The 19,948-nt window shown below is 66.4% G+C and carries 22 protein-coding genes; 5 read left to right on the forward strand and 17 right to left on the reverse strand.

The features are described 5' to 3' along the window. Position 1 precedes the first annotated feature (1 nt). The 3 genes from BWR19_10395 to BWR19_10405 all read right to left on the reverse strand — a co-directional run bounded on the left by BWR19_10395 (position 2) and on the right by BWR19_10405 (position 3,893). A complete protein-coding gene (locus BWR19_10395) occupies positions 2 to 1,207 on the reverse strand; it encodes a CoA transferase (GenBank protein APX93306.1) in 1,206 nt (401 codons plus the stop codon). A gap of 282 nt (positions 1,208 to 1,489) precedes the next feature. Continuing rightward, a complete protein-coding gene (locus tag BWR19_10400; protein ID APX93307.1) occupies positions 1,490 to 2,671 on the reverse strand; it encodes an acyl-CoA dehydrogenase in 1,182 nt (393 codons plus the stop codon). Positions 2,672 to 2,759: 88 nt separating this feature from the next. Beyond that, positions 2,760 to 3,893 (reverse strand): enoyl-CoA hydratase, encoded by a 1,134-nt coding sequence (locus BWR19_10405; GenBank protein ID APX93308.1) that lies wholly within the window; start codon positions 3,891 to 3,893, stop codon positions 2,760 to 2,762. A gap of 81 nt (positions 3,894 to 3,974) precedes the next feature. Here BWR19_10405 and BWR19_10410 point away from each other — a divergent pair, with 81 nt between their 5' ends. Further along, positions 3,975 to 4,391 carry a MerR family transcriptional regulator gene (locus BWR19_10410; GenBank protein APX93309.1) on the forward strand — a complete coding sequence of 139 codons (417 nt, stop codon included), beginning with the start codon at positions 3,975 to 3,977 and terminating at the stop codon, positions 4,389 to 4,391. Positions 4,392 to 4,456: 65 nt separating this feature from the next. On the opposite strand, the gene BWR19_10415 is transcribed toward BWR19_10410, so the two are convergent. From BWR19_10415 to BWR19_10430, 4 genes are all read right to left on the reverse strand, one after another. Next, positions 4,457 to 5,035, reverse strand: coding sequence for a hypoxanthine-guanine phosphoribosyltransferase (locus tag BWR19_10415; GenBank protein APX93310.1), 579 nt, complete (start codon positions 5,033 to 5,035; stop codon positions 4,457 to 4,459). A 51-nt stretch (positions 5,036 to 5,086) separates the two neighbouring features. Then, positions 5,087 to 6,109: a beta-N-acetylhexosaminidase gene (locus BWR19_10420; protein ID APX93311.1), complete on the reverse strand. Its 1,023-nt coding sequence runs from the start codon at positions 6,107 to 6,109 to the stop codon at positions 5,087 to 5,089. A gap of 70 nt (positions 6,110 to 6,179) precedes the next feature. After that, entirely contained in the window at positions 6,180 to 6,701 is a 522-nt protein-coding gene (locus BWR19_10425) for a L,D-transpeptidase (GenBank protein ID APX93312.1), read from the reverse strand. Then, positions 6,701 to 7,369, reverse strand: coding sequence for a TetR family transcriptional regulator (locus BWR19_10430; GenBank protein APX93313.1), 669 nt, complete (start codon positions 7,367 to 7,369; stop codon positions 6,701 to 6,703). Before BWR19_10430 ends, BWR19_10425 begins: the two co-directional genes overlap by 1 nt. A 167-nt stretch (positions 7,370 to 7,536) precedes the next feature. Here BWR19_10430 and BWR19_10435 point away from each other — a divergent pair, with 167 nt between their 5' ends. Together BWR19_10435 and BWR19_10440 are read left to right on the forward strand one after the other, a co-directional pair. Next, entirely contained in the window at positions 7,537 to 8,184 is a 648-nt protein-coding gene (locus BWR19_10435; protein APX93314.1) for a repressor LexA, read from the forward strand. A gap of 14 nt (positions 8,185 to 8,198) precedes the next feature. Beyond that, positions 8,199 to 9,251 carry a DNA polymerase IV gene (locus BWR19_10440; protein ID APX93315.1) on the forward strand — a complete coding sequence of 351 codons (1,053 nt, stop codon included), beginning with the start codon at positions 8,199 to 8,201 and terminating at the stop codon, positions 9,249 to 9,251. Positions 9,252 to 9,264: 13 nt separating this feature from the next. Here BWR19_10440 and BWR19_10445 read toward each other — a convergent pair whose 3' ends face one another. Together BWR19_10445 and BWR19_10450 are read right to left on the reverse strand one after the other, a co-directional pair. After that, a complete protein-coding gene (locus BWR19_10445) occupies positions 9,265 to 9,936 on the reverse strand; it encodes a hypothetical protein (GenBank protein APX93316.1) in 672 nt (223 codons plus the stop codon). A gap of 18 nt (positions 9,937 to 9,954) precedes the next feature. Further along, positions 9,955 to 10,809 (reverse strand): formyltetrahydrofolate deformylase, encoded by an 855-nt coding sequence (locus tag BWR19_10450; protein ID APX93317.1) that lies wholly within the window; start codon positions 10,807 to 10,809, stop codon positions 9,955 to 9,957. A gap of 234 nt (positions 10,810 to 11,043) precedes the next feature. Between BWR19_10450 and BWR19_10455 the strand changes: the two genes are divergently transcribed. Continuing rightward, positions 11,044 to 12,621, forward strand: coding sequence for an MBL fold metallo-hydrolase (locus BWR19_10455; GenBank protein APX94989.1), 1,578 nt, complete (start codon positions 11,044 to 11,046; stop codon positions 12,619 to 12,621). A gap of 78 nt (positions 12,622 to 12,699) precedes the next feature. On the opposite strand, the gene BWR19_10460 is transcribed toward BWR19_10455, so the two are convergent. The 7 genes from BWR19_10460 to BWR19_10490 form a co-directional block, all read right to left on the reverse strand. Continuing rightward, positions 12,700 to 12,990, reverse strand: coding sequence for a hypothetical protein (locus tag BWR19_10460; protein ID APX93318.1), 291 nt, complete (start codon positions 12,988 to 12,990; stop codon positions 12,700 to 12,702). A 172-nt stretch (positions 12,991 to 13,162) separates the two neighbouring features. Beyond that, positions 13,163 to 14,149: a cyclic pyranopterin phosphate synthase MoaA gene (locus BWR19_10465; GenBank protein APX93319.1), complete on the reverse strand. Its 987-nt coding sequence runs from the start codon at positions 14,147 to 14,149 to the stop codon at positions 13,163 to 13,165. Continuing rightward, on the reverse strand, positions 14,146 to 14,598 hold the full coding sequence (locus BWR19_10470; protein APX93320.1) for a molybdenum cofactor biosynthesis protein MoaE: 453 nt from the start codon (positions 14,596 to 14,598) through the stop codon (positions 14,146 to 14,148). Before BWR19_10470 ends, BWR19_10465 begins: the two co-directional genes overlap by 4 nt. A 2-nt stretch (positions 14,599 to 14,600) precedes the next feature. Further along, positions 14,601 to 15,410 carry a molybdenum cofactor biosynthesis protein C gene (locus BWR19_10475; protein ID APX93321.1) on the reverse strand — a complete coding sequence of 270 codons (810 nt, stop codon included), beginning with the start codon at positions 15,408 to 15,410 and terminating at the stop codon, positions 14,601 to 14,603. Positions 15,411 to 15,423: 13 nt separating this feature from the next. After that, complete coding sequence (locus tag BWR19_10480; GenBank protein ID APX93322.1) at positions 15,424 to 16,674, reverse strand: molybdopterin molybdenumtransferase MoeA; 1,251 nt, start codon at positions 16,672 to 16,674, stop codon at positions 15,424 to 15,426. Further along, positions 16,671 to 17,234, reverse strand: a complete 564-nt coding sequence (locus tag BWR19_10485) for a molybdopterin-guanine dinucleotide biosynthesis protein B (protein APX93323.1) — start codon at positions 17,232 to 17,234, stop codon at positions 16,671 to 16,673. The genes BWR19_10480 and BWR19_10485 overlap by 4 nt, the downstream gene beginning before the upstream one ends. Beyond that, positions 17,231 to 17,842: a molybdenum cofactor guanylyltransferase MobA gene (locus BWR19_10490; GenBank protein ID APX94990.1), complete on the reverse strand. Its 612-nt coding sequence runs from the start codon at positions 17,840 to 17,842 to the stop codon at positions 17,231 to 17,233. Before BWR19_10490 ends, BWR19_10485 begins: the two co-directional genes overlap by 4 nt. A gap of 250 nt (positions 17,843 to 18,092) precedes the next feature. Between BWR19_10490 and BWR19_10495 the strand changes: the two genes are divergently transcribed. Then, positions 18,093 to 18,674: an XRE family transcriptional regulator gene (locus BWR19_10495; protein ID APX93324.1), complete on the forward strand. Its 582-nt coding sequence runs from the start codon at positions 18,093 to 18,095 to the stop codon at positions 18,672 to 18,674. 4 nt (positions 18,675 to 18,678) lie between these two features. Here the strand turns inward: BWR19_10495 and BWR19_10500 are convergent, their stop codons facing one another. After that, positions 18,679 to 19,923, reverse strand: a complete 1,245-nt coding sequence (locus BWR19_10500) for a uracil permease (GenBank protein APX93325.1) — start codon at positions 19,921 to 19,923, stop codon at positions 18,679 to 18,681. Positions 19,924 to 19,948 lie beyond the last annotated feature (25 nt).

Genomic DNA, 19,948 nt, shown 5'->3' on the forward strand with positions numbered 1-19,948 from the left:
GCTAGGCAATGATTCCCTGCTCGCGTAGCGTCTCGATCTGCTCGGCGCTGAGCCCCATCTCGGCGAGCACGCTCTCGCTGTGCTGGCCAAGCCCCGGCGGTGCGCGGCGGCTGGTCTGGCCGCCGCCATCGAAGCGCAGCGGATTGCCGACCTGGGGCACGGCGTTGCCGTCTCGTTCGAGGGTGGTGACCATGCCACGATGCAGCACCTGGGGGTCATGCAGCGCTTCGGAAATGGTGTTGATGGGACCGGCGGGAATGCCGTGCGTCTCGAAGTCAGACAGCCAGGCGTCCCGCGCCCGGGTCTTAAGGCAGGCTTCGATCAGCGGCACCAGGGTGTCGCGGCTGGCGACCCGCGCACCGTTGGTGGCGTAGGCCGGGTCACTGGCCCACTCGGGGTGGCCGAGCAGCGTGGCAAAGCGCGCAAACTGGCTGTCGTTGCCCACCGTGAGCACCAGGTGGCCGTCGGCGCAGGCGAAGGCCTGGTAGGGCACGATATTGGGATGGGCGTTGCCGTGGCGCCGGGGATCGCGCCCTGAGACCAGGGTGTTGAGGGCCTGATTGGCCAGGGTCGCGACCTGGACGTCGAGCAGCGCCACGTCGACATGCCGACCGACCCCGGTGCGCCCGCGCTCGTGGAGTGCCGAAAGCACGCCCACCGCGGCGTAGAGACCGGTCATCACGTCGGTAATCGCCACGCCGGTCTTCATCGGCATGCTCTCGGCGTCACCGGTAACGCTCATCAAGCCGCCCATGGCCTGGATCATGAAATCGTAGCCGGCGCGGTGGGCGTAGGGGCCGTCCTGGCCGAAGCCGGTGATCGAGCAGCCGATCAGCCCCGGGTTGAGTTCGTGCAGGCTGGCGTAGTCGAGGCCGTATTTCTTGAGGCCGCCGACCTTGAAATTCTCCAGCAGGATGTCCGCACGCGAGGCCAGTTCGCGCACCAGCGCCTGGCCCTCGGGGCGGGTGATATCCACCGCCAGCGACTGCTTGCCACGGTTGGCACACAGGAAATACGCCGCCTCCAGCGGGTCGCCGGCGGCGTCTTCCAGCCACGGCGGCCCCCAGCCGCGGGTGTCGTCACCGCTACCGGGGCGTTCGATCTTGATCACCTGGGCGCCGAGGTCAGCCAGCAGCTGGCCGGCCCAGGGGCCGGCCAGCACGCGTGACATATCGAGCACCACTATACCGTCGAGCGGTCCGCTCATCTTGTCTCCTTGATCACTCGGGAAAGGTCTATCTGAGAAAGGCAGCACCGCTCGAACGGATCAGGCGACAGGTCTGCAAGGAGGCGCTGTAAACCCGTCCCTGGGCGCTACCTTGCGCCCTACTGCGCTCTCGCATCCTGCTCCGCTTGTAGGACCGGTGCTGGCCATCCATGGCCAGCCCGTTCGGAGGAATCCTCCTCACCCATGGCGCAAACCTCCTTTTCGACCTGCCCCCTGCGTCCTTCGCTTGGATGCCGCTATTCCCCTGGCGGGTCCGGTCGATCAGTTGCTAAAGGCCTGAATACCGGTTTGGGCCCGTCCCAGGATCAGCGCATGAATATCGTGGGTGCCCTCGTAGGTGTTGACCGCCTCGAGGTTCATCACATGGCGAATCACGTGGTACTCGTCGGCGATGCCGTTGCCGCCGTGCATGTCCCGCGCCACCCGCGCGATGTCCAGCGCCTTGCCACAGTTGTTGCGCTTGATCAGCGAGATCGCCTCGGGCACCAGCTGGCCGTCGTCGATCATGCGGCCGACGCGCAGCGCCGCCTGCAGGCCCAGGGCAATCTCGGTCTGCATGTCGGCGAGCTTCTTCTGGATCAGCTGATTGGCAGCCAGCGGGCGGCCGAACTGCTTGCGATCGAGGGTGTACTGGCGCGCCGCGTGCCAGCACGCCTCGGCGGCGCCCATGGTGCCCCAGGCGATACCATAGCGGGCACGGTTGAGGCACGAGAACGGGCCCTTGAGGCCCTTGACGCCGGGCAGGATCTGCTCGTCGGAGACCTCGACGTCCTGCATGGCGATCTGGCCGGTGATCGAGGCACGCAGGCTGAACTTGCCCTGGATCTTGGGCGCTGAGAGACCCGCCATGCCCTTCTCGAGGATAAAGCCGCGCAGGTCTCCTTGATCGTCCTTGGCCCACACCACGAAGACGTCGGCAATCGGCGAGTTGGTGATCCAGCTCTTGGTGCCGTTGAGCTTGTAGCCGCCGTCGATCTTGGTGGCCCGGGTGCTCATGCCGTTGGGGTCGGAGCCGTGGTCGGGCTCGGTGAGGCCGAAGCAGCCTACCCACTCGCCGCTGGCCAGCTTGGGCAGGTACTTGTCGCGCTGGGCGTCGCTGCCGAAGGCGTGGATGGGGTACATCACCAGGCTCGACTGCACGCTCATGGCGCTGCGATAGCCGGAATCGACGCGCTCGACTTCGCGGGCGATCAGGCCGTAGCTGACGTAGTTGAGGCCGGCACCGCCGTACCCGTCCATGGTCGCGCCGAGCAGCCCCAGCTCGCCCATCTCGTTCATGATCTCGCGGTCGAAGTGCTCGTGACGGTTGGCCTCCAGCACCCGCGGCAGCAGCTTGTCCTGGCAGTAGTCGTGGGCGGTCTGGTAGACCATGCGCTCGTCTTCGCTGAGCTGGTCGACGAGGCGGAACGGGTCGTCCCAGGTGATCGGGGTAATCTGGCTCATGGTGGCTCCGGTGTAGCAGGAATAAAATTTCTACATTTTCATAGAATGTAGAATAAAAGCGCCGAGAACGCTACCCCTAATCCGCCCGCTAGCTCTTCTCGCCGAGCGTGGCCAGGGGGTGGTCATCGCGCTGCCAGGCGCTGCGCAACATCGCCGCGACCTTCGCCGCAGGTACGCTCGAGACATCGGCGTGGGACCACTGCGGCTGCTTGTCCTTGTCGATCAGCAGCGCACGCACGCCCTCGGCCAGGTCCCCCTCCAGGCAGCAGCGCAGCGACAGACTCAGTTCGTCGCGCAGCGCTTGCGCAAGGCTAGCGTGGCGGTGACGTTCGAGCATGCCCCAGGCGAGTTGCGCGGTCAGCGGGCAGCCCTCGGCCAGCCGGCGACGATTGGCGGCCAGCCAGTCGTCCTGGTGGCGGTCGGCCACTATCGCCGCGCTCGCCTGGGCGGCATCGGCAGCGCTGGTAAGCCGCTGGATATGGTCGCGCCACGGCCACAGCTGGGCGGGCGGCGCCAGGTCGCGATCCGCCACGGCGGCCAGCGCCACATGGATGGCTCGATCATTCAAGGTCGTGTCGCTGCCGTAGTCGGCGCAGCACAGCGCATCGATCAAGGCCTCGCGACACTGGGCAGGCACCAGCTGGTCGGCCAGGCCGAGATCGAGGGCGTCACGGGCGTTGAGCTGCGCTCCGGTCAGCGCCAGGTAGGCACCGATGCCCGGCGGCATGCGGTTGAGAAACCAGCTCGCGCCCACGTCCGGGTAGAGCCCGATGCTGATCTCGGGCATCGCCAGCCGTGAGCGCTCGGTGACCAGCCGATGCCGTGCACCTGCCAGCAGCCCCATGCCGCCGCCCATGACGATGCCGTCGCCCCACGCCAGCAGCGGCTTGGAATAGGTGTGCAGGCGGTAGTCGAGGGCATACTCGGCGCTGAAGTAGCGCACTACATAGTCGCGCGCGGTGCGGGGGTCGCCCTGCAGGGCACGATACAGCGCGACGATATCGCCGCCGGCGCAGAACGCCCTGTCACCGGCGCCCTCCAGCCATACCGCCACCACGCTGTCGTCGTGCTGCCAGGTCGTCAATTGGACGTTGAGGGCCTCGATCATGTCCAGCGTCAGCGCATTGAGCGAGCGTTCGGCGTCGAGCGTTGCCACACCGATGTAGTGACCGTCGCGGGTCGGCCAGTGAGTGATACGCAGGGGGGATGGGGTGTTGGACATCGGGCCTCCAGGCTGGGTAGCGGATGGCCACAGCATGGTCGGCGATTTACGTTAACGTCAACTCTGGGTATCCTGAGCGGCATGACACCCGACACTGCCGCCCCGCCCCGCACCTACTCGATCAGCGAGCTCTCACGCATGTTCGAGGTCACGCCGCGCACCATCCGCTTCTACGAGCAGGAAGGCCTGCTCGAGCCTGAGCGCCGCGGCCAGACACGCATCTATCACGACAAGGACCGGGTGCGCCTCAAGCTGACCCTGCGCGGCAAGCGGCTGGGCTTCTCGCTGGCCGAGATCCGCGAGGTGATCGAACTCTACGATGCCCTGCCCGATGGCAACGCCCGCCAGCTGCGGCGGCTGCTCGAGCTGCTCGCCGAGAAGCGCACCAACCTGCAGCGCCAGGAGGAGGACATCCGCCTGATGCGCAAGGAGCTGGACGACGTCGAGGAGCGCTGCCGCGAAGCGCTGCTGGCGCTACCCGAAAACGCCGAGGGCTGACCCGGCGGGCCAGCCCTCGACGGTTATCGGCGGGGCCACTGGCGCCCCTGGCTCAACAGCGTTGCTTACAGTCCTTTGGGCGCGAAGATCCCCGGCGCGTTACGCCAGTAGCCCTTGTAGTCCATGCCGAAGCCGAACACGTAGCGGTCGACCACCTCGAGGCTGCAGTAGTCGGCCGTCAGCTCAGGCACCGCCTTGCGGTCGTGACGTTTGTCGACCAACACCGCGGTGGAGATGCTCGCCGCACCGGCTTCTTCGCAGTAGCGCAGGATCGCCGCCAGGGTCGCGCCCTCATCGAGGATATCGTCGACGATCACCACGTGGCGCCCGGCCATGGGAATTTCCGGCGAGACGCGCCAGAACAGTTCCCCGCCGCGCAGGCCGCCGCGATAGCGGGTGGCGTGCAGGTAGTCCACTTCGAGGGGGAACCCCAGCCGCGTCAGCAGGTGGCCGGTGGTGATCAGGCCGCCGTTCATCACGCAGTAGAAGACCGGCAGCTTGTCACCCAGGTCGGCGGTGATCTCGTCGGCCATGCGATCGAGGGCGCGTTCGACGTCGGCCTGGGAGATCAGGCAGTCGGCGCTGTCCATCACCTCGCGCATGGTGGTGAGAGATTCATGAGTATCGGGATCGAGAGTAAGCATCGTTGTCCTGGGTCGCATTACGGGATGAGGAGAGCCAGCCGGTCGGGCATGTCAGGCGTCGTGGATGCCGCTCAGCGCCTCGAGACGAGCATGCACCCGCCGCCAGCGTGACAGCGCCGGCAGCGCCTCGAGATTGGGCCGGGCCCGCCGATAGCGCAGCTTGGCCTGACGCTTGCCGGCGCGGCCGACACAGGCATCCAGGGCTTCCAGCGCCGCGGCGCGGTCGTTGCATACCAGCACCATGTCGCAGCCGGCCTCCAGCGCCGCCACCGCTGCTTGGCCGGGGGTGCCGGCGACTTTCGCCGCCGCCATCGACAGGTCGTCGGAGAAGATCGCACCCTTGAAGCCCAGCTCTTCACGCAGCAGGCCGAGCCAGCTGCGCGAGAAGCCCGCCGGCTTGTCATCGAAGGCGCTGTAGATCACATGCGCTGGCATGACGCCGTCGAGACGCGCGGCGAGGTCGGCGAAGGGCCGCATGTCGTGCTCACGCAGCGCCGCCAGCGGCCGCGGATCGACCGGCAGCTCGTGGTGCGAGTCGGCCGCCACGCCGCCATGGCCGGGAAAATGCTTGCCGATGGCGACCATGCCGGCATCGTGGAGCCCGCTGATAAAGGCGCCGCCGAGTAGGCTGACGGCCTGCGGGTCGGCGGAGAAACTGCGATCGCCGATCACCGTCGAGTCGCCGCCGTCGACGTCCAGCACCGGGGCGAAGGAGAGATCGAGGCCGCAGGCCGCCATCTCCATGCCCAGCAGCCAGCCGGCATCCTGGCACTGCTGCAGCACCGTCTGGGGGTCCTGATCATAGCCGGCCGCCAGCTGCGCCATCGACGGCAGGCGGGTGACGCCGTCACTCAGGCGCTGCACGCGACCGCCCTCCTGGTCGATGGCCAGCAGCAGGTCGGGACGCACCCGGCGGATCGCCGCACACAGCGCCTGCACCTGCGCGGCGTCTTCGACGTTGCGGGAAAAAAGAATCACGCCACCAACCTCGGGACGCTTGAGCATGTCACCTTCTTCTCGGCTGAGCCGGGGCCCCTCGAGGTCCAGCATCACCGGGCCGATAGGTTGCGTCATGTTCATCTTCCTTGGCAGAGAAGGAGCCGATTCTAGACCAACCGCCAGGCCGACAACAGGGGATGGCGGATCAGTCGTGCAGCCACACCGGTGTGCCGGCCGGGGCGAAGTCGAACACCTCGAGCAGCGCCGCGTCGCGCAGCCGCAGGCAGCCGTGGGAGGCCGGCGTGCCCATCGGCTGATCCGGCGGCGTGCCATGCAGATAAATATAGCGGCGCTGGGAGTCGACCTGGCCGCCGCGGTTATAGCCGGGCTCGAGGCCACATAGCCACATGATGCGGGTCAGGATCCAGTCGCGCGCCGGATACTCGGCGGCCAGTGTCGCGTCGAACACTTCGCCGGTCGGGCGGCGGCCGCGAAACACCGCGCCCGGCGGCTGGCCGTCACCGATCGATGCGCGCACGTAGTGCCAACCCAGCGGCGTCTGGCCACTGCCGTCACGCTGGCCAATGCCCGCCGCACCGCTGGAGACCGGGTAGTCGGCGACTCGCTCGCGACCCTGCCAGCACCACAGCCGCTGGGTCGAGAGATCGATCTCCAGCCAGTGGCCTGCTTCGGGCGGTAGCTGGTCGAGGCGCGGGGTAGTTACCATCACACCGCCGCCGGCAGGCTATCCGGCGCCGCGTCGGGCAGCGGCGCGTTCATCGCCGCCACCACCACCGGGCGCAGACGCCGGATCAGATCGCGCACGCTGACGTGCTCGCCGTAGTCCTTCTCGGCGATGTCGCGCAGCGCATCCAGCCCCGAGAGGGTGAAGATGACCGTACCGAGCACGAAGTGCAGCCGCCAGAAGCGCTCGGCCTCGGGCAGCTCCGGCGTGGCCTGGCGCACCAGGTCGGAGAAGCGGCTGAACACGCTACCGTAGTGATCCTGGATATAGCGCCGCAGGTGCCCCTGAGCCTGGCTATAGGCCAGCCCCAGCAGGCGCATGAAGACCTTCAGGCTGTTGCGCTCGGCGGGGACATCGAGCACGGTCTTGGCCATGCTCTCGAGCAGCACCTCGAGCGGTATGACGCGCCCGGCGTACTCCACTTCGAGTTCATCCAGGGCCGCGTGGAAGCGCTCGGTGAAGGGGTCCAGATAGCGTGCGAACACGGCCTGGATCAGCGCCTTCTTGGAGCCGAAGTGATAGTTGACCGCGGCCAAATTGACCTTGGCCTTGCTAGTGATGTTGCGTAACGAGGTCTCTGCGAAGCCCCGCTCGGCGAACAGCACCTCTGCGGTGTCGAGAATGCGCGTCACGGTATCGGGTTGTGCCATACCTACCCCCTGCCGAGTTGGTAAACAGCTGTTTTAAACGTAGCCTGATTCTACGCAACATAACACGCCGTCACAAACATGGCGTTTTAAACGCTACAACGCTTTTACTGGATACTCAGACATACTGTATACTTAACCAAACACCGCCACCCATCTGCGGAGGTCACATGACCCGCCCTCTGACACCACGCCAGCAGAACGTCTATGACTTCATCGTCAAGACCATGTCCGAGCTGGGCTATCCGCCGACCCGCGCCGAAATCGCCCGGGCGCTGGGCTTTCGCTCGCCGAACGCCGCCGAGGAGCACCTGCGCGCGCTGAGCAAGAAAGGCGTGATTCGCATGGTCGCCGGCACCTCGCGGGGGATACGCCTGCCGGCCCAGGAGCAGGACCCCGAGACCGACGCCAGCGCCGCGCCGGGCCTGCCGATCATCGGCGAGGTGGCCGCCGGCAGCCCGATCTTGGCCGCCGCCCACATCGATCGCCACTGCCCGCTGCCGCCGGAGTACTTCACGCCCCGCGCCGACTACCTGCTGCGGGTACGCGGCCTGTCGATGAAGGACATCGGCATCCTCGAGGGCGACCTGCTCGCCGTGCACCGCACCGAGCGCATTCGCGACGGCCAGATCGTGGTCGCCCGGCTCGAGGACGAGGTTACCGTCAAGCGCTTCAAGCGCCAGGGGCACCAGGTGTGGCTGACCGCCGAGAACGAGGACTTCGCCCCCATCGAGGTCGACCTGCGCCATCAGGAGCTCGAGATCGAAGGCATCGGCGTTGGCGTGATTCGCGGCGGCAACGGCCAGGCGCTGGGCTAAGCCTCAGCCGCGTGATGCGCAAGATCCTGCACGCCGACTGCGACTGCTTCTATGCCGCGGTGGAGATGCGCGACCGGCCAGCACTACGCGAGGTGCCGCTGGCGGTGGGCGGTAGTGCCGAGCGCCGCGGCGTGGTGGCGACCTGCAACTACCCTGCGCGCGCCTTCGGCGTGCGCAGCGCCATGCCCACCGCCAAGGCGCTGCGGCTGTGCCCCGAGCTGGTGGTCCTGCCTCCCGATTTCGAACGCTACCGCGCCGTCTCGCAGCAGATCCAGGCGCTGTTTGCCGAGCTCACCCCGCTGATCGAGCCACTGTCGCTGGACGAGGCCTACCTCGACGTCAGCGAGGTCGAACGCTTCCGCGGCAGCGCCACCTGGATGGCCAGCTGGCTCAAGGAGCAGACCCTGGCCCGCACCGGTATCACCCTGTCGGTGGGCTTGGCGCCGAGCAAGTTCCTGGCCAAGATCGCCAGCGACTGGGACAAGCCCGACGGCCTCACGGTGATCACCCCCGACGCCGTGGAGGATTTCCTGCGTCCGCTGCCGGTAAGCAAGCTCCACGGCGTAGGGCCGGCCACCGCGGCCAAGCTCGAGGGACTCGGCATTCACACCTGCGACGACCTGCGCCAGCGTTCGTTGGCCACCCTCCTCGAGCGCTTCGGCAAGTTCGGCCGCCACCTCTACCAGCTGGCCCGCGGCATCGATGAGCGCGAGGTAAAGATCAGTCGCGAGCGCAAGTCAGTCAGCGTTGAAACCACCTTCGACCGCGACCTGCCCGACCTTGCCGCCTGCCGGAAAGCGCTGATGCCGCTGTTCGACAAGCTGCAGCAGCGCCTAGCGCGCCACGATCATCCACCCAGCGACAAGCGCTTCGTCAAGGTGCGCTTCGACGACTTCAGCCTGACCACCATGGAGGGCACGGGCAGCGCCGGCGACCCGCTGGGCTTCCAGCACCTGCTCGAGCAGGCCTGGCAGCGCGGCGCGCGACCGGTGAGGCTGCTCGGCGTCGGGGTGCGTCTGGTCCCCGAGGACGCCCAGCGTCAGCTGACGCTGTTCGACGAGGCGTGAGCGTGGCTGGCCGCTACTTGGTGTCGATATAGCGCCGGGAGTTGAACGTCGCCACCCACTCGGGGTGGTAGACCACCAGCACGCTGAGCAGCATGCCGCTGATAAAGGCCTCGGAGGGCATCAGCAGCGGCAGGAAGCGGGCGTACTCCGAGGCCAGGAACCACGCCTCGGGGTCGCTGGTACCGAGGCCGACGATGGCTAACGTGGCCAGCCCGCTGGCCAGGGTAGCAAGCGCCGTGCCGAAGAAACCGCAGACGAACACGAACACCGGCAGGTTGTCGGCCAGCCAGCGATCCACCAGCCGCCAGGCGATCACCATCACCAGCGCCGGCACCACCCCGCTGACCAGCACGTTGACCCCCAGCAGCGGCCAGGCCACGCGCCCCAGCAGCACCATGCCGAGATTGACTGCCAGGCAGATCAGCAGCGCCAGCGGCGCCTTGAAGATCAGCGTCAGCAGCGCGGTGAACACCAGGTGCAGGGTCAGCCAGTCCACCGCCTGCGCACGCAGCTGCCATAGCAGCAGTACCGCCACCAGCGACGCCAGCCAGCGATGCTGCAGGCCGACGTCGGCAAGCAGCGCCCGCCACGGCCGCTGGGCCAGCGCAAGGCCCAGTACCGCGGCACTGACCAGCCAGCCCAGGAGCAGCATCCAGGGCATCAGCATCACCTCGGCGAAGGTCATGGCGCACTCCGTGTTCGATCAGGCGAAGACCACCGTCTTGTTGCCGTGGATCAGCACCCGGTCCTCGAGGTGCCAGCGCAGCCCGCGGGCCAGCACCGCCTTTTCCACGTCGCGACCGAAGCGCACCAGGTCATCGGCGGTATGGCAGTGGCTGACACGATGGATGTCCTGCTCGATGATCGGGCCGGCGTCCAGCTCCTCGGTGACGTAGTGGCAGGTGGCGCCGATCAGCTTCACGCCGCGCTCATAGGCCTGGTGGTAAGGCTTGGCACCGACAAAGGACGGCAGGAAGCTGTGATGGATATTGATCACCCGCCCGGCATAGCGCTGGCACAGCGCCGGCGGCAGGATTTGCATATAGCGCGCCAGCACCACGCTGTCGGCATCGGCCTCCTCCACCAGGCGCTCCACTTCTGCGAATGCCTGCGGCTTGGTGTCCGCGGTGACCGGCACCCGGTGGTAGGGAATGCCGTGCCATTCGACCAGCGCACGCAGGTCGTCGTGATTGGAGATCACACAGGGGATCTCGCAGTCGAGCTCGCCGGCGGTCCAGCGATACAGCAGGTCGACCAGGCAGTGACTCTCGCGGGAGACCATCAGCACCACCCGGGGCCGTCTTGCGGTGTGGGTGAGTGCCCAGTCCATGGCGAATTCGTCGGCGATGGGAGTGAAGGCCTCACGCAATTGATCGGCACTCAGTCCCACCGAGTCGGCGAGGATCTCGTAACGCATGAAAAAACGCCCGGTGGCCAGGTCGGAGTGCTGGCTGGCCTCGGTGATCGAACCGCCCTGGCGGGCAATGAAACCTGAGACTCGCGCAACGATCCCGACCCGATCGGGACATGACACCACCAGGCGATAGTAATCGGACATCGGCTAACCATCAGTAGGAAACAGGGACCATGGAGCCCGTCGGGCTCGACGATAGTGTAACGAATTCAACGGCATCGGAATACGCGCGTTGTGGGGCCGGCGAGCCTTCCCGTATGATGAAAGTCCGCTTCCATCAGGCCCCAGGCACTCATGTCGCAACCCCGCGTTACCGTTCGCCGCCGCCAGCACCCGCCCTTCAAGCTGCTGCCCCTCGGCGGCTGTGGCGAGATCGGCATGAACCTCATGCTCTACGGCTATCAAGGGCACTGGCTGGCGGTGGACTGCGGGATGATGATTCGCCAGGACCTTCCGGACACGCCTCTGCAGGTGCCCAATCTGGCGACCCTGGCCAGCCTGGAGATTGCCCCTCAGGCGCTGGTGATCACCCACGGTCACGAGGATCACATCGGCGCGGCGGCGTGGCTGTGGCCACGCTGGGGTTGCCCGATCTACGCCACGCCGCTGGCGGCCGGACTGCTGCGCGCCAAGTTTCACGAACGCGGCCTGTCCAGCGATGCCATCCGGGTAATCGAGCCCGGTGAGGCGCTGGACACCGGCCCCTTCAGCCTGCGCTATCTGCCGCTGACCCACTCGATTCCAGAAAGCTGCGCGCTGCTGATCATGACCCCGCATCACAGGGTCCTGCACAGCGGCGACTGGAAGCTCGACCCCGAGCCGCTGATCGGCTCTCCCATGGATCCCGCGCTGTTTCAGTCGCTGGCCCCGATCGACCTGGTGGTGGGCGACTCCACCAATGCCACCCTGCCCGGTCATTCGCGCAGCGAGGGCGACGTGGCGCGGGCGCTCGAGCGCACCCTGGCCGCCTGCCCGGGACGCGTGATCGTCAGCTGCTTCGCCAGTAACCTGGCGCGGGTGCTGGCGGTGGGTCGGGCAGCCACCCGCACCGGCCGTCGCGTGTGTCTGATGGGACGCTCCATGGAGCGCATGGTGGCGGTAGCGCGCGGACTCGGCTATCTGGACGACCTGCCGCCACTGGTGCCGGTGCGCGATCTCGGCTATCTGCCCCCCGAAGAGGTGCTGGTGATCGCCACCGGCAGCCAGGGCGAACCGCGCGCCGCGCTGTCGCGGCTGGCACAGAATCGCCACCCCCACTTCGAGCTGGTGGCCGGCGACAGCGTGATCTTCTCCGCCAAGGCGATACCCGGCAACGAGCGCCTTATCGAGCGCTTGCAATACGGCCTGCGACGACTCGGCGTGACCCTCTACGATGAGCATCAACACCCAGAGCTGCACGCCTCAGGGCATCCGGCCCAGGATGAATTGACCACCTTCTATGACTGGGTCAGGCCCCGCTATCTGCTGCCGGTGCACGGCGAGCAGCGCCATCAACAGGCGCATGCGGCACTCGCCGAGCAACTCGGCATTGCCGCCCCCTTGATCCCGGTCAACGGCGACCTGATGCACTTTGGCGACCACGGGCTTCAACTGCAAAGCCGTCATCCACAACCGCCGTGTATCGTCAGTCGCAATGCCGTTACCCCGGCGCCCGGACTCAACGGCAATGACACCTCGCGCCGCGGCAGCCTGTTCCTGGCGATGACCGTGACACCCGACGGCGATGGATGGACGCGCATTGGTCGCTTGGTGGTCGATGCCAGCGCCGCATCCCATCTCGATGAAGAGGATCTTGGCGACTGGCTGGACCATCAATTGGAGGGACTGGATGCCGACGACCTCGCCGAGCTGCGCTACCGCCTACAGCCGCGAATGATCGACTATCTCGCAGAGCGCATGCGCCACTTACCCACCGTACACCTGCAGCTTCTGGCCGGGGAACGGGTCGACACCTGACAGCACCTGGCGCTACCCCAAACACGACAAGGGCGACCCCGTAGGCTCGCCCTTGTCATGCTATGCAACAGCATTCGATCAGCTTTGCTTGGCGCTCTTCGGCGGACGGCCCCGGCGACGCTTGGGCTGCTCGCCCACCAGGTCATCCAGAGAAAGCCCAGCGTCATTGATGGCCTCACGAATCTCGGCCAGCTTGCGCTCTTTCATGGCTTCCTCTTGCTGGCGCTGCTTGTCCTCGTCCTGCTTCTGTTCGATAACTTCGCCGATCACCTCGGCAAGCTTGTGCAGCTGCTCCATGCTCAACTGACGCGCGGCGGCACGAGCAACGTTCTTATTGCGAGCGATACGCTCTAGAGATTCGGAAGACATCGGCCTCCTCCATATTGAAAGTCAGGTAACACGAACACGCGACACCTGGTTAAAAAGTATAAGCAGATATTACGACATGGCAAGAAAAGACCAGATAAAAAAACCGCCAGTATCGATCGATATGGCGGGTCTTGGCTTATGACAAGTAGCGGTGAGGCGAGACTATTGGCGCTTAGCCACCGGTCATATTCATGAAGCGAACTACCTGAACATCACCGTCGGTGGTGAAATGATGTCGCTCGGGCTTGAGCGGCATGGCTTCGACAATGGCAGTCTTGAGAGCCTCCATATCGCCCGGGTGACGACGTAGCACGGCGCGCAGATCCACCGAATGCTCATTGCCCAGGCACAGTAGCAAGCGCCCTTCCACCGTGACCCTGACGCGGTTGCAGGTCGAGCAAAAGTTATGGCTATGGGGGGAGATGAAACCAATCCGCGAGTCGCTGTCGGCCATACGGAAATAGCGCGATGGCCCCGGGGTAGTTTCGGTGGTGGGCACCAGCGGGTAGCGCGCCTCGATCAATCCCTGGACCTCGTCACTGGAGCAGAAGGTCTCGTCCCGCGAGTGATCCGAGACATCACCCAGCGGCATCTCTTCGATGAAGCTGATGTCGAGCTTTTCATTGCGTGCAAACTCGACCAGGTCGAGGACCTCATCATCGTTACGCCCCTTGAGTACCACCGCATTGAGCTTGATGCGCTCGAAGCCGGCGTCACGGGCAGCACGAATGCCGTCGATCACCTTGTGCAGGTCGCCGGTGCGGGTGAGCTGGCGAAACTTGTCGGCATCCAGCGAATCGAGACTTACGTTGAGCCGCTTGAGCCCTCCCTCGCGCAACGCCCGGGCATGCTTGACCAGCCCGGCGCCGTTGGTGGTCATGGCGAAATCATCGAAGCCCAGCGTACCGATCTCATTGACCAGTTGCTCGATGCCGCGACGCACCAGCGGCTCACCGCCAGTCAAGCGGACCTTCTCCACGCCGAGCTCGACGAAGGCCCGCGCCACCATCGCCAGCTCTTCCAGGGTCAGTACCTGGGCGCGGGGCAGAAAGGTCATCTCCTCGCTCATGCAGTAGACGCAGCGGAAGTCACAGCGATCGGTCACTGAAATCCGCACGTAGCTCACCCGGCGATTGAAATCATCGATCAGCGCGGTCATACACTCTCCCAACGGCGTGCAGCATGGGTGTCGGTGGCGCGCTCGGCCACCCAATAAGCGCCGTGCCGGGTATGCTCTTTCTTCCAGAACGGCGCGCGAGTCTTTAGATAGTCCATGATGAAGTCGCAGGCCTCGAAGGCTGCACGCCGGTGGGCACTGGCCACCGCCACCAGTACGATGGGGTCGCCCGGTGCCAGCCTGCCCACGCGATGAATCAGGCGCACACCCTGCAGGGGCCAGCGCTGCTCGGCCTCGGCCACGATCTGCCCCAACGCCGCTTCGGTCATGCCCGGATAGTGCTCGAGGCTCAGCGCTTCTACGTCGGGTTTCTCGTTGAAATCACGCACCAAGCCAGTGAAACACACCACTGCGCCAATATCACTGCGGCCTTCGCATAGCGCTCGCTGTTCGACACCAGCATCGAAGGGTGCCTGCTGAACTCGTATCATCATCAGCCTCCCGTGACGGGGGGAAAGAAGGCCACCTCGTCACCTTCGGTCAGCGGGGTATCGTCGCCGCCCATGACTTGATTGACCGCGCACAGGATGCGCCCCTCCTCGAGCAGCGCAAAGTTGGCGTCACGCGCCTTGAGGGCCAGCTTGAGCGCAGCAACGTCCGGCCGTGACAGCGACTCAAGCGGGATTTCCAACTCACTGACACCGAGCCGCTCACGCAGCTCGGCCAGACACTTGACTCGCACGCTGCGTGAATCGGCATGCGGACCGAGACTCACTTCACCGCTCTGGCAATCGTCGGTGACGATGTGGGCAGTCGCCCCCGCCAACGTATCGTCGCGTCGATAGTCGCCGGATTTTCCACCGGTCTTGGAGAGCAGGCGAATATCGCCGATCAGCATATCCTTGTCGACTGCCTTGCACATGTCATACAGCGTCAGGCAGGCCACCGAGACCGCCGTGAGGGCTTCCATTTCGACCCCGGTACGGCCATTGAGCCGGCAGGTCGCGGTGACCTCGACGCAGCTGCGCTGTTCATCGAGGCGAAAGTCGACGCTGACCTTGGACAATGCCAACTGGTGGCACAGCGGAATCAGCTCATGGGTGCGCTTGGCCGCCTGTATGCCGGCGATGCGCGCGGTAGCGAGCACGTCGCCCTTGGGCAAACCGCCGTCGGCCAGCAGCGCCAAGGTCGCCGGACGCATGCTGATGCTGCCACCGGCCAGCGCCTCGCGGCGACTCTCCTGCTTGTCGGCGACATCCACCATATGGGCTTCGCCGCGGGCGTTGAGATGGGTCAGGCTCATAGCGTTTCGTGCCTCATAGCAAACTGTCGAAGGGTTGCACGGTGACCGTTTCGCCGCTGGCCACCGCGGCCCGCATTGCGTCGATCTCGATCAGGCAGTTGGCGGCACTCATCGAGGACAGGATCCCGGAGCCCTGGGCGCCGGTGCTGCGCACCCACAGCTGGCCGTCGGCGTCGCAGCGGTAGACCCCGCGCAGGAAGTCGACGCGTTCCAGACGGCTGCTGAGCGGCGCCTCGGCGCGCGCCGTGAGTCGCGGCGGCTGCCAGTCAGGCTCGCCCTGCAGGCGCCTGAGCACCGGCTGCACGAACTCGAGGAAGGTCACCATGACCGCCACCGGATTGCCGGGCAGGCCAAAGAAGGGAATTTGGCGCGGCCCCAGCCGTCCACAGGCCAGCGGCCGGCCGGGACGAAGGGCGATTCGCCAGAAGCCGAGCTCGCCGAGCTGATGGAGCGCCGCCTTGATCCAGTCGGCCTGGCCCACCGACACGCCGCCGCTGGTGATCAGCATATCGTGGTCGCGGGCGGCGGCGCCCAGCGCGCTGACCACCTCGTCGCGGCGGTCGGCGAGGATGCCCAGGTCGCTGACCTCGGCGCCAAGCCGCGTCAACATGCCGTGCAGCGTATAGCGGTTGGCATCGTAGATGCCCGCTTCTGGCAGCGGCTGCCCCGGCGCGGTCACTTCGTCACCGGTGGAGAAGATCGCCACCCGCGGCCGGCGATGCACCCTGGCATCCGCTAGCCCCAACGACGCCAGCAGGCCGAGGTGCTGCGGCAACAGCCGCGTACCGGCGTCGAGCACTCGCTGACCACGTCGGATGTCCTCACCGGCCTGGCGCACGTTCTGACCGCGCCGTACGCGCTCGACGTGACTGACCTCGAGCGTATGGTCATCGACGGCCGCGAGCTGCTCGCTCATGATCACGGTGTCTGCGCCATCGGGCAGCGGCGCACCGGTGGTGATGCGTAGCGCCGTGCCCGCCGCCAGCGGTCGCGGCCAACGCTGGCCGGCGAGCACCTCGCCGACCACCGGCCAGCGTGGCGTAGGCTCCTCGGGCCAGGCCAGCGCGATGCCATCCATCGCCGCATTGGTATTCTGCGGCACCTCGATGGGCGACACCGGCGACTCGGCCAGCACCCGCCCCAGGAGCGCCGCGAGGGGCACCCGCTCGGCGCCCAGCGGCGCCTGGAATAGCTCGTCCAACGCCGCACGCGCCTCCTCGACGCTGAGCATGCGCTCGCCGAGCTCGAAACATGACAGCGTCATGCCGGCACCTCCCGCGGCCGCGCCTGCTGCGGCCAGCGCTGCTGCCAGGCAACCACCCAGTCGCATAGCCGCTGGTGATCGTCGAGGTCGAGCGCTTCGACCCCCGCCGGCAGCGCCAGCGCATCGGGACTGGCCACCGCTTGCACCCAGGGATCGTCGAACGCCAGCAGCGGCTTGCCCAGTGCCGCCCGATGCAGCTCCAGCTTGGGCAGCGGCCAGGCCTTGAAGCCTTCGACCAGCACCAGGTCGGGGGCCAGTGGCGCCAGTTGCGCAAGCAGCTGCGCGAGGTCGGGCTCATCGTGATGCGCCGTGTTGTACATCAGCGCGGTGCGGTGACGCGAGGCGATCAGCATCGGCGCGGCGCCCGCCTCGCGCAGCCGATAGCTGTCCTTGCCGGGCTGGTCGATATCGAAGGCGTGGTGGGCATGCTTGACCACTGCCGGCTTGAGGCCACAGGCCTGTAGCCGAGGCAGCAGCGCCTCGAGCAGGGTGGTCTTGCCGGTACCGCTCCAGGCGGCGATACCCAGCAGCGGTAGCTGCGCGTCGAAGGTCAGCGTCATCGCGGTTCCGTTGGCATGCCATTGCCCAGGCGCTGCTCGAGGGCCTGGCGCTGTTCGGGATTGTTGAGGTTGGCGAAGGCCTCGGGGCAGTCGCTGAAGTCGACGTAGTACTCGGCGTGACGGGCGTACCAGCGGTCGATCTTGCGCTCGCCGGCGCCGAGTGCCGTAGCCAGGTCGTCAGCCAGTGCGCGGCGCATCAGTGCCACCACCGGGTGGGCGCGCTCACCGTCATGGGCGACGGCGATGTCGTGCTCGCCGATGCCTTGCCACAACCGCGGCACCAGATCCATGGGCAGCGCCGGCGTATCACAGGGCACCACCACCACCCACGCCTGGCGGGCGGCCAGCAGGCCGCTCAAGATCCCCATCAGCGGCCCCTGGTAGCCCGCTTCGCGGTCGCTCACCACGCGACAGCCTAGCGCCCGGTAGTCATCCAGGTGACGATTGGCGTTGATCACCACTTCCTCGACATAAGGCGCCAATCGCTCATGCACATGGCTGACCAGCGGCCGGCCCAGGAAATCGCTGAGCCCCTTGTCGCAGCCCCCCATGCGGCGCCCCTGGCCGCCGGCAAGAATCACGCCGCAGAGCGGCAGCCGCTGGTTCATCTCGATGCCCTTCGTCATACCATCATAATCTCACGGCCGTCATCGGCAGTGCATTGAGCTTGCCCGAGCCTGACCAACCGGTCAAACCCGATAAGCGCTGTCAGTCTTTACCTAAAGACTACCCCATGGACGCTGCCACTGCGACAGCCAGAGCCGTTATACAGGCCTAAAGTCATAGTCGATTCATCGGCTTATCTTTGCTCCGAGGACACGCTATCATGCCGTCAAGGATCTTCAACAAGGACAGCGCATGAGTGGTTTCGACGTCGGAGCACGTCTCAAGCAACTGCGACTACGGGCGGCGCTTTCGCAGCGTGAGCTGGCCAAGCGCGCCGGGGTGACCAACAGCACCATCTCGCTGATCGAGCAGAACAGCGTCAGCCCCTCTGTCAGCTCGCTGAAGAAGATACTCGATGCCATGCCGGTGTCGATCAGCGAGTTCTTTGCCGGCGAACAGACCAGCCAAGAGCAGGTCTTCTATCGCGCCAGCGACCTCACCGAGATCGGCGACGGCCAGCTGTCGTGGCGGCTGGTGGGCGCGCGGCGCCCCAACCGCAGCATGTCGATCATCCATGAGCGCTACCCGCCCGGTGCCGACACCGGCGCCGACATGCTCGAGCATGACGGCGAGGAAGGCGGCGTGGTGGTAACTGGCACCATCGAGCTCACCGTCGACGGCGAGGCACGCCTGCTGACCGCCGGCGATGCCTACTATTTCGATTCGCGCCTTCCCCACCGCTTTCGCAACGTCAGCGACGGCGAGTGCGTGATCGTCAGCGCCAACAATCCTCCGTCATTTTCCGACGGTGGTGGCGAGCGCCACCACCACTGAGCGGCTATTCGTTGTCGTGGGCCGGCGGCAGAACCAGGTTGAGGGCAATCCCCACCACCGCCGCCAGGCTCACGCCCTGCAGGGTGAACTGACCGCCGCCGAACTGCATCCCGCCGATCCCGAACACCAGGATCAGCGACACCACCACCATGTTGCGCGGCGCGGTCAGCGAGTGGCCGGCGCGCACCAGGGTGTTCATCCCGACCACCGCGATGGAGCCGAACAGCAGCACCATGATGCCACCCATCACCGGCCCGGGAATGGTCTGCAGCACGGCCCCCAGCTTGGCCACGAAGGCCAGCAGGATGGCGAAGCAGGCGGCGACGACCATGTAGCGCGGATTGAAGGCGCGGGTCAGGGTCACCGCCCCGGTCACTTCGGAGTAGGTGGTGTTGGGCGGGCCGCCGAACAGCGCCGCGGTGGAGGTGGCCAGGCCATCGCCGAGCAGGGTGCGGTGCAGGCCGGGTTTCTCCAGGTAGTTCTTGCGCGTCACCGAGCCGATCGCCACCATGTCGCCGATGTGCTCCACCGCCGGCGCGATGGCCACTGGGATCATGAACAGAATCGCCGCCCAGTGGAAGCTCGGCGCAGTGAAGCTGGGCAGCGCCAGCCAGCTGGCCTCGCGCACCGGCGAGAAGTCGACCACGCCCATCGCCAGCGCCAGCAGGTAGCCGGTGACGATCCCGCCCATGATCGGAATCAGCCGCAGCAGCCCGCGACCGAACACCGCCAGCACCAGAGTCACCAGCAGGCTGATCATCGACAGCGTGATGGCCTGGCCGTAGCCGATATGCTCGCTGGTCTCGCCGCTGGCCATGTCCACTGCCACCGGGGCCAGCGCCAGGCCGATCACCATGATCACCGGCCCCACCACCACCGCCGGCAGCACGCGGTGCAGCCAGTCGGTGCCCTTGACGCGCACCACCTGCGACATGGCGACGTAGACCAGGCCCGCCGCCAACAGGCCGCCGAGGGTTTCGGAAACGCCGAAGCTAGCTACCGACCCCTGGATGGGTGCGATAAAGGCAAACGACGAGGCCAGGAACACCGGCACGCTCTGGCGCGTCACGGCATGGAACACCAGGGTGCCGGCGCCGGCGGTAAACAGTGCCACGCTGGGATCGAGGCCGGTCAGCAGCGGCACCAGCACCAGTGCGCCAAACGCCACGAACAGCATCTGCGCACCGGTCAGCAGTGTCTTGGGCAGGCTGGGCGATGGCTCCGCCGCGGCCGCAGTCGAGTCGCTCATGGGTCGTTTCCTCTGCGTCATCAGA

Origin of the sequence: Halomonas sp. 1513 (genome assembly GCA_001971685.1) — a bacterium.
Lineage (GTDB): Bacteria > Pseudomonadota > Gammaproteobacteria > Pseudomonadales > Halomonadaceae > Franzmannia.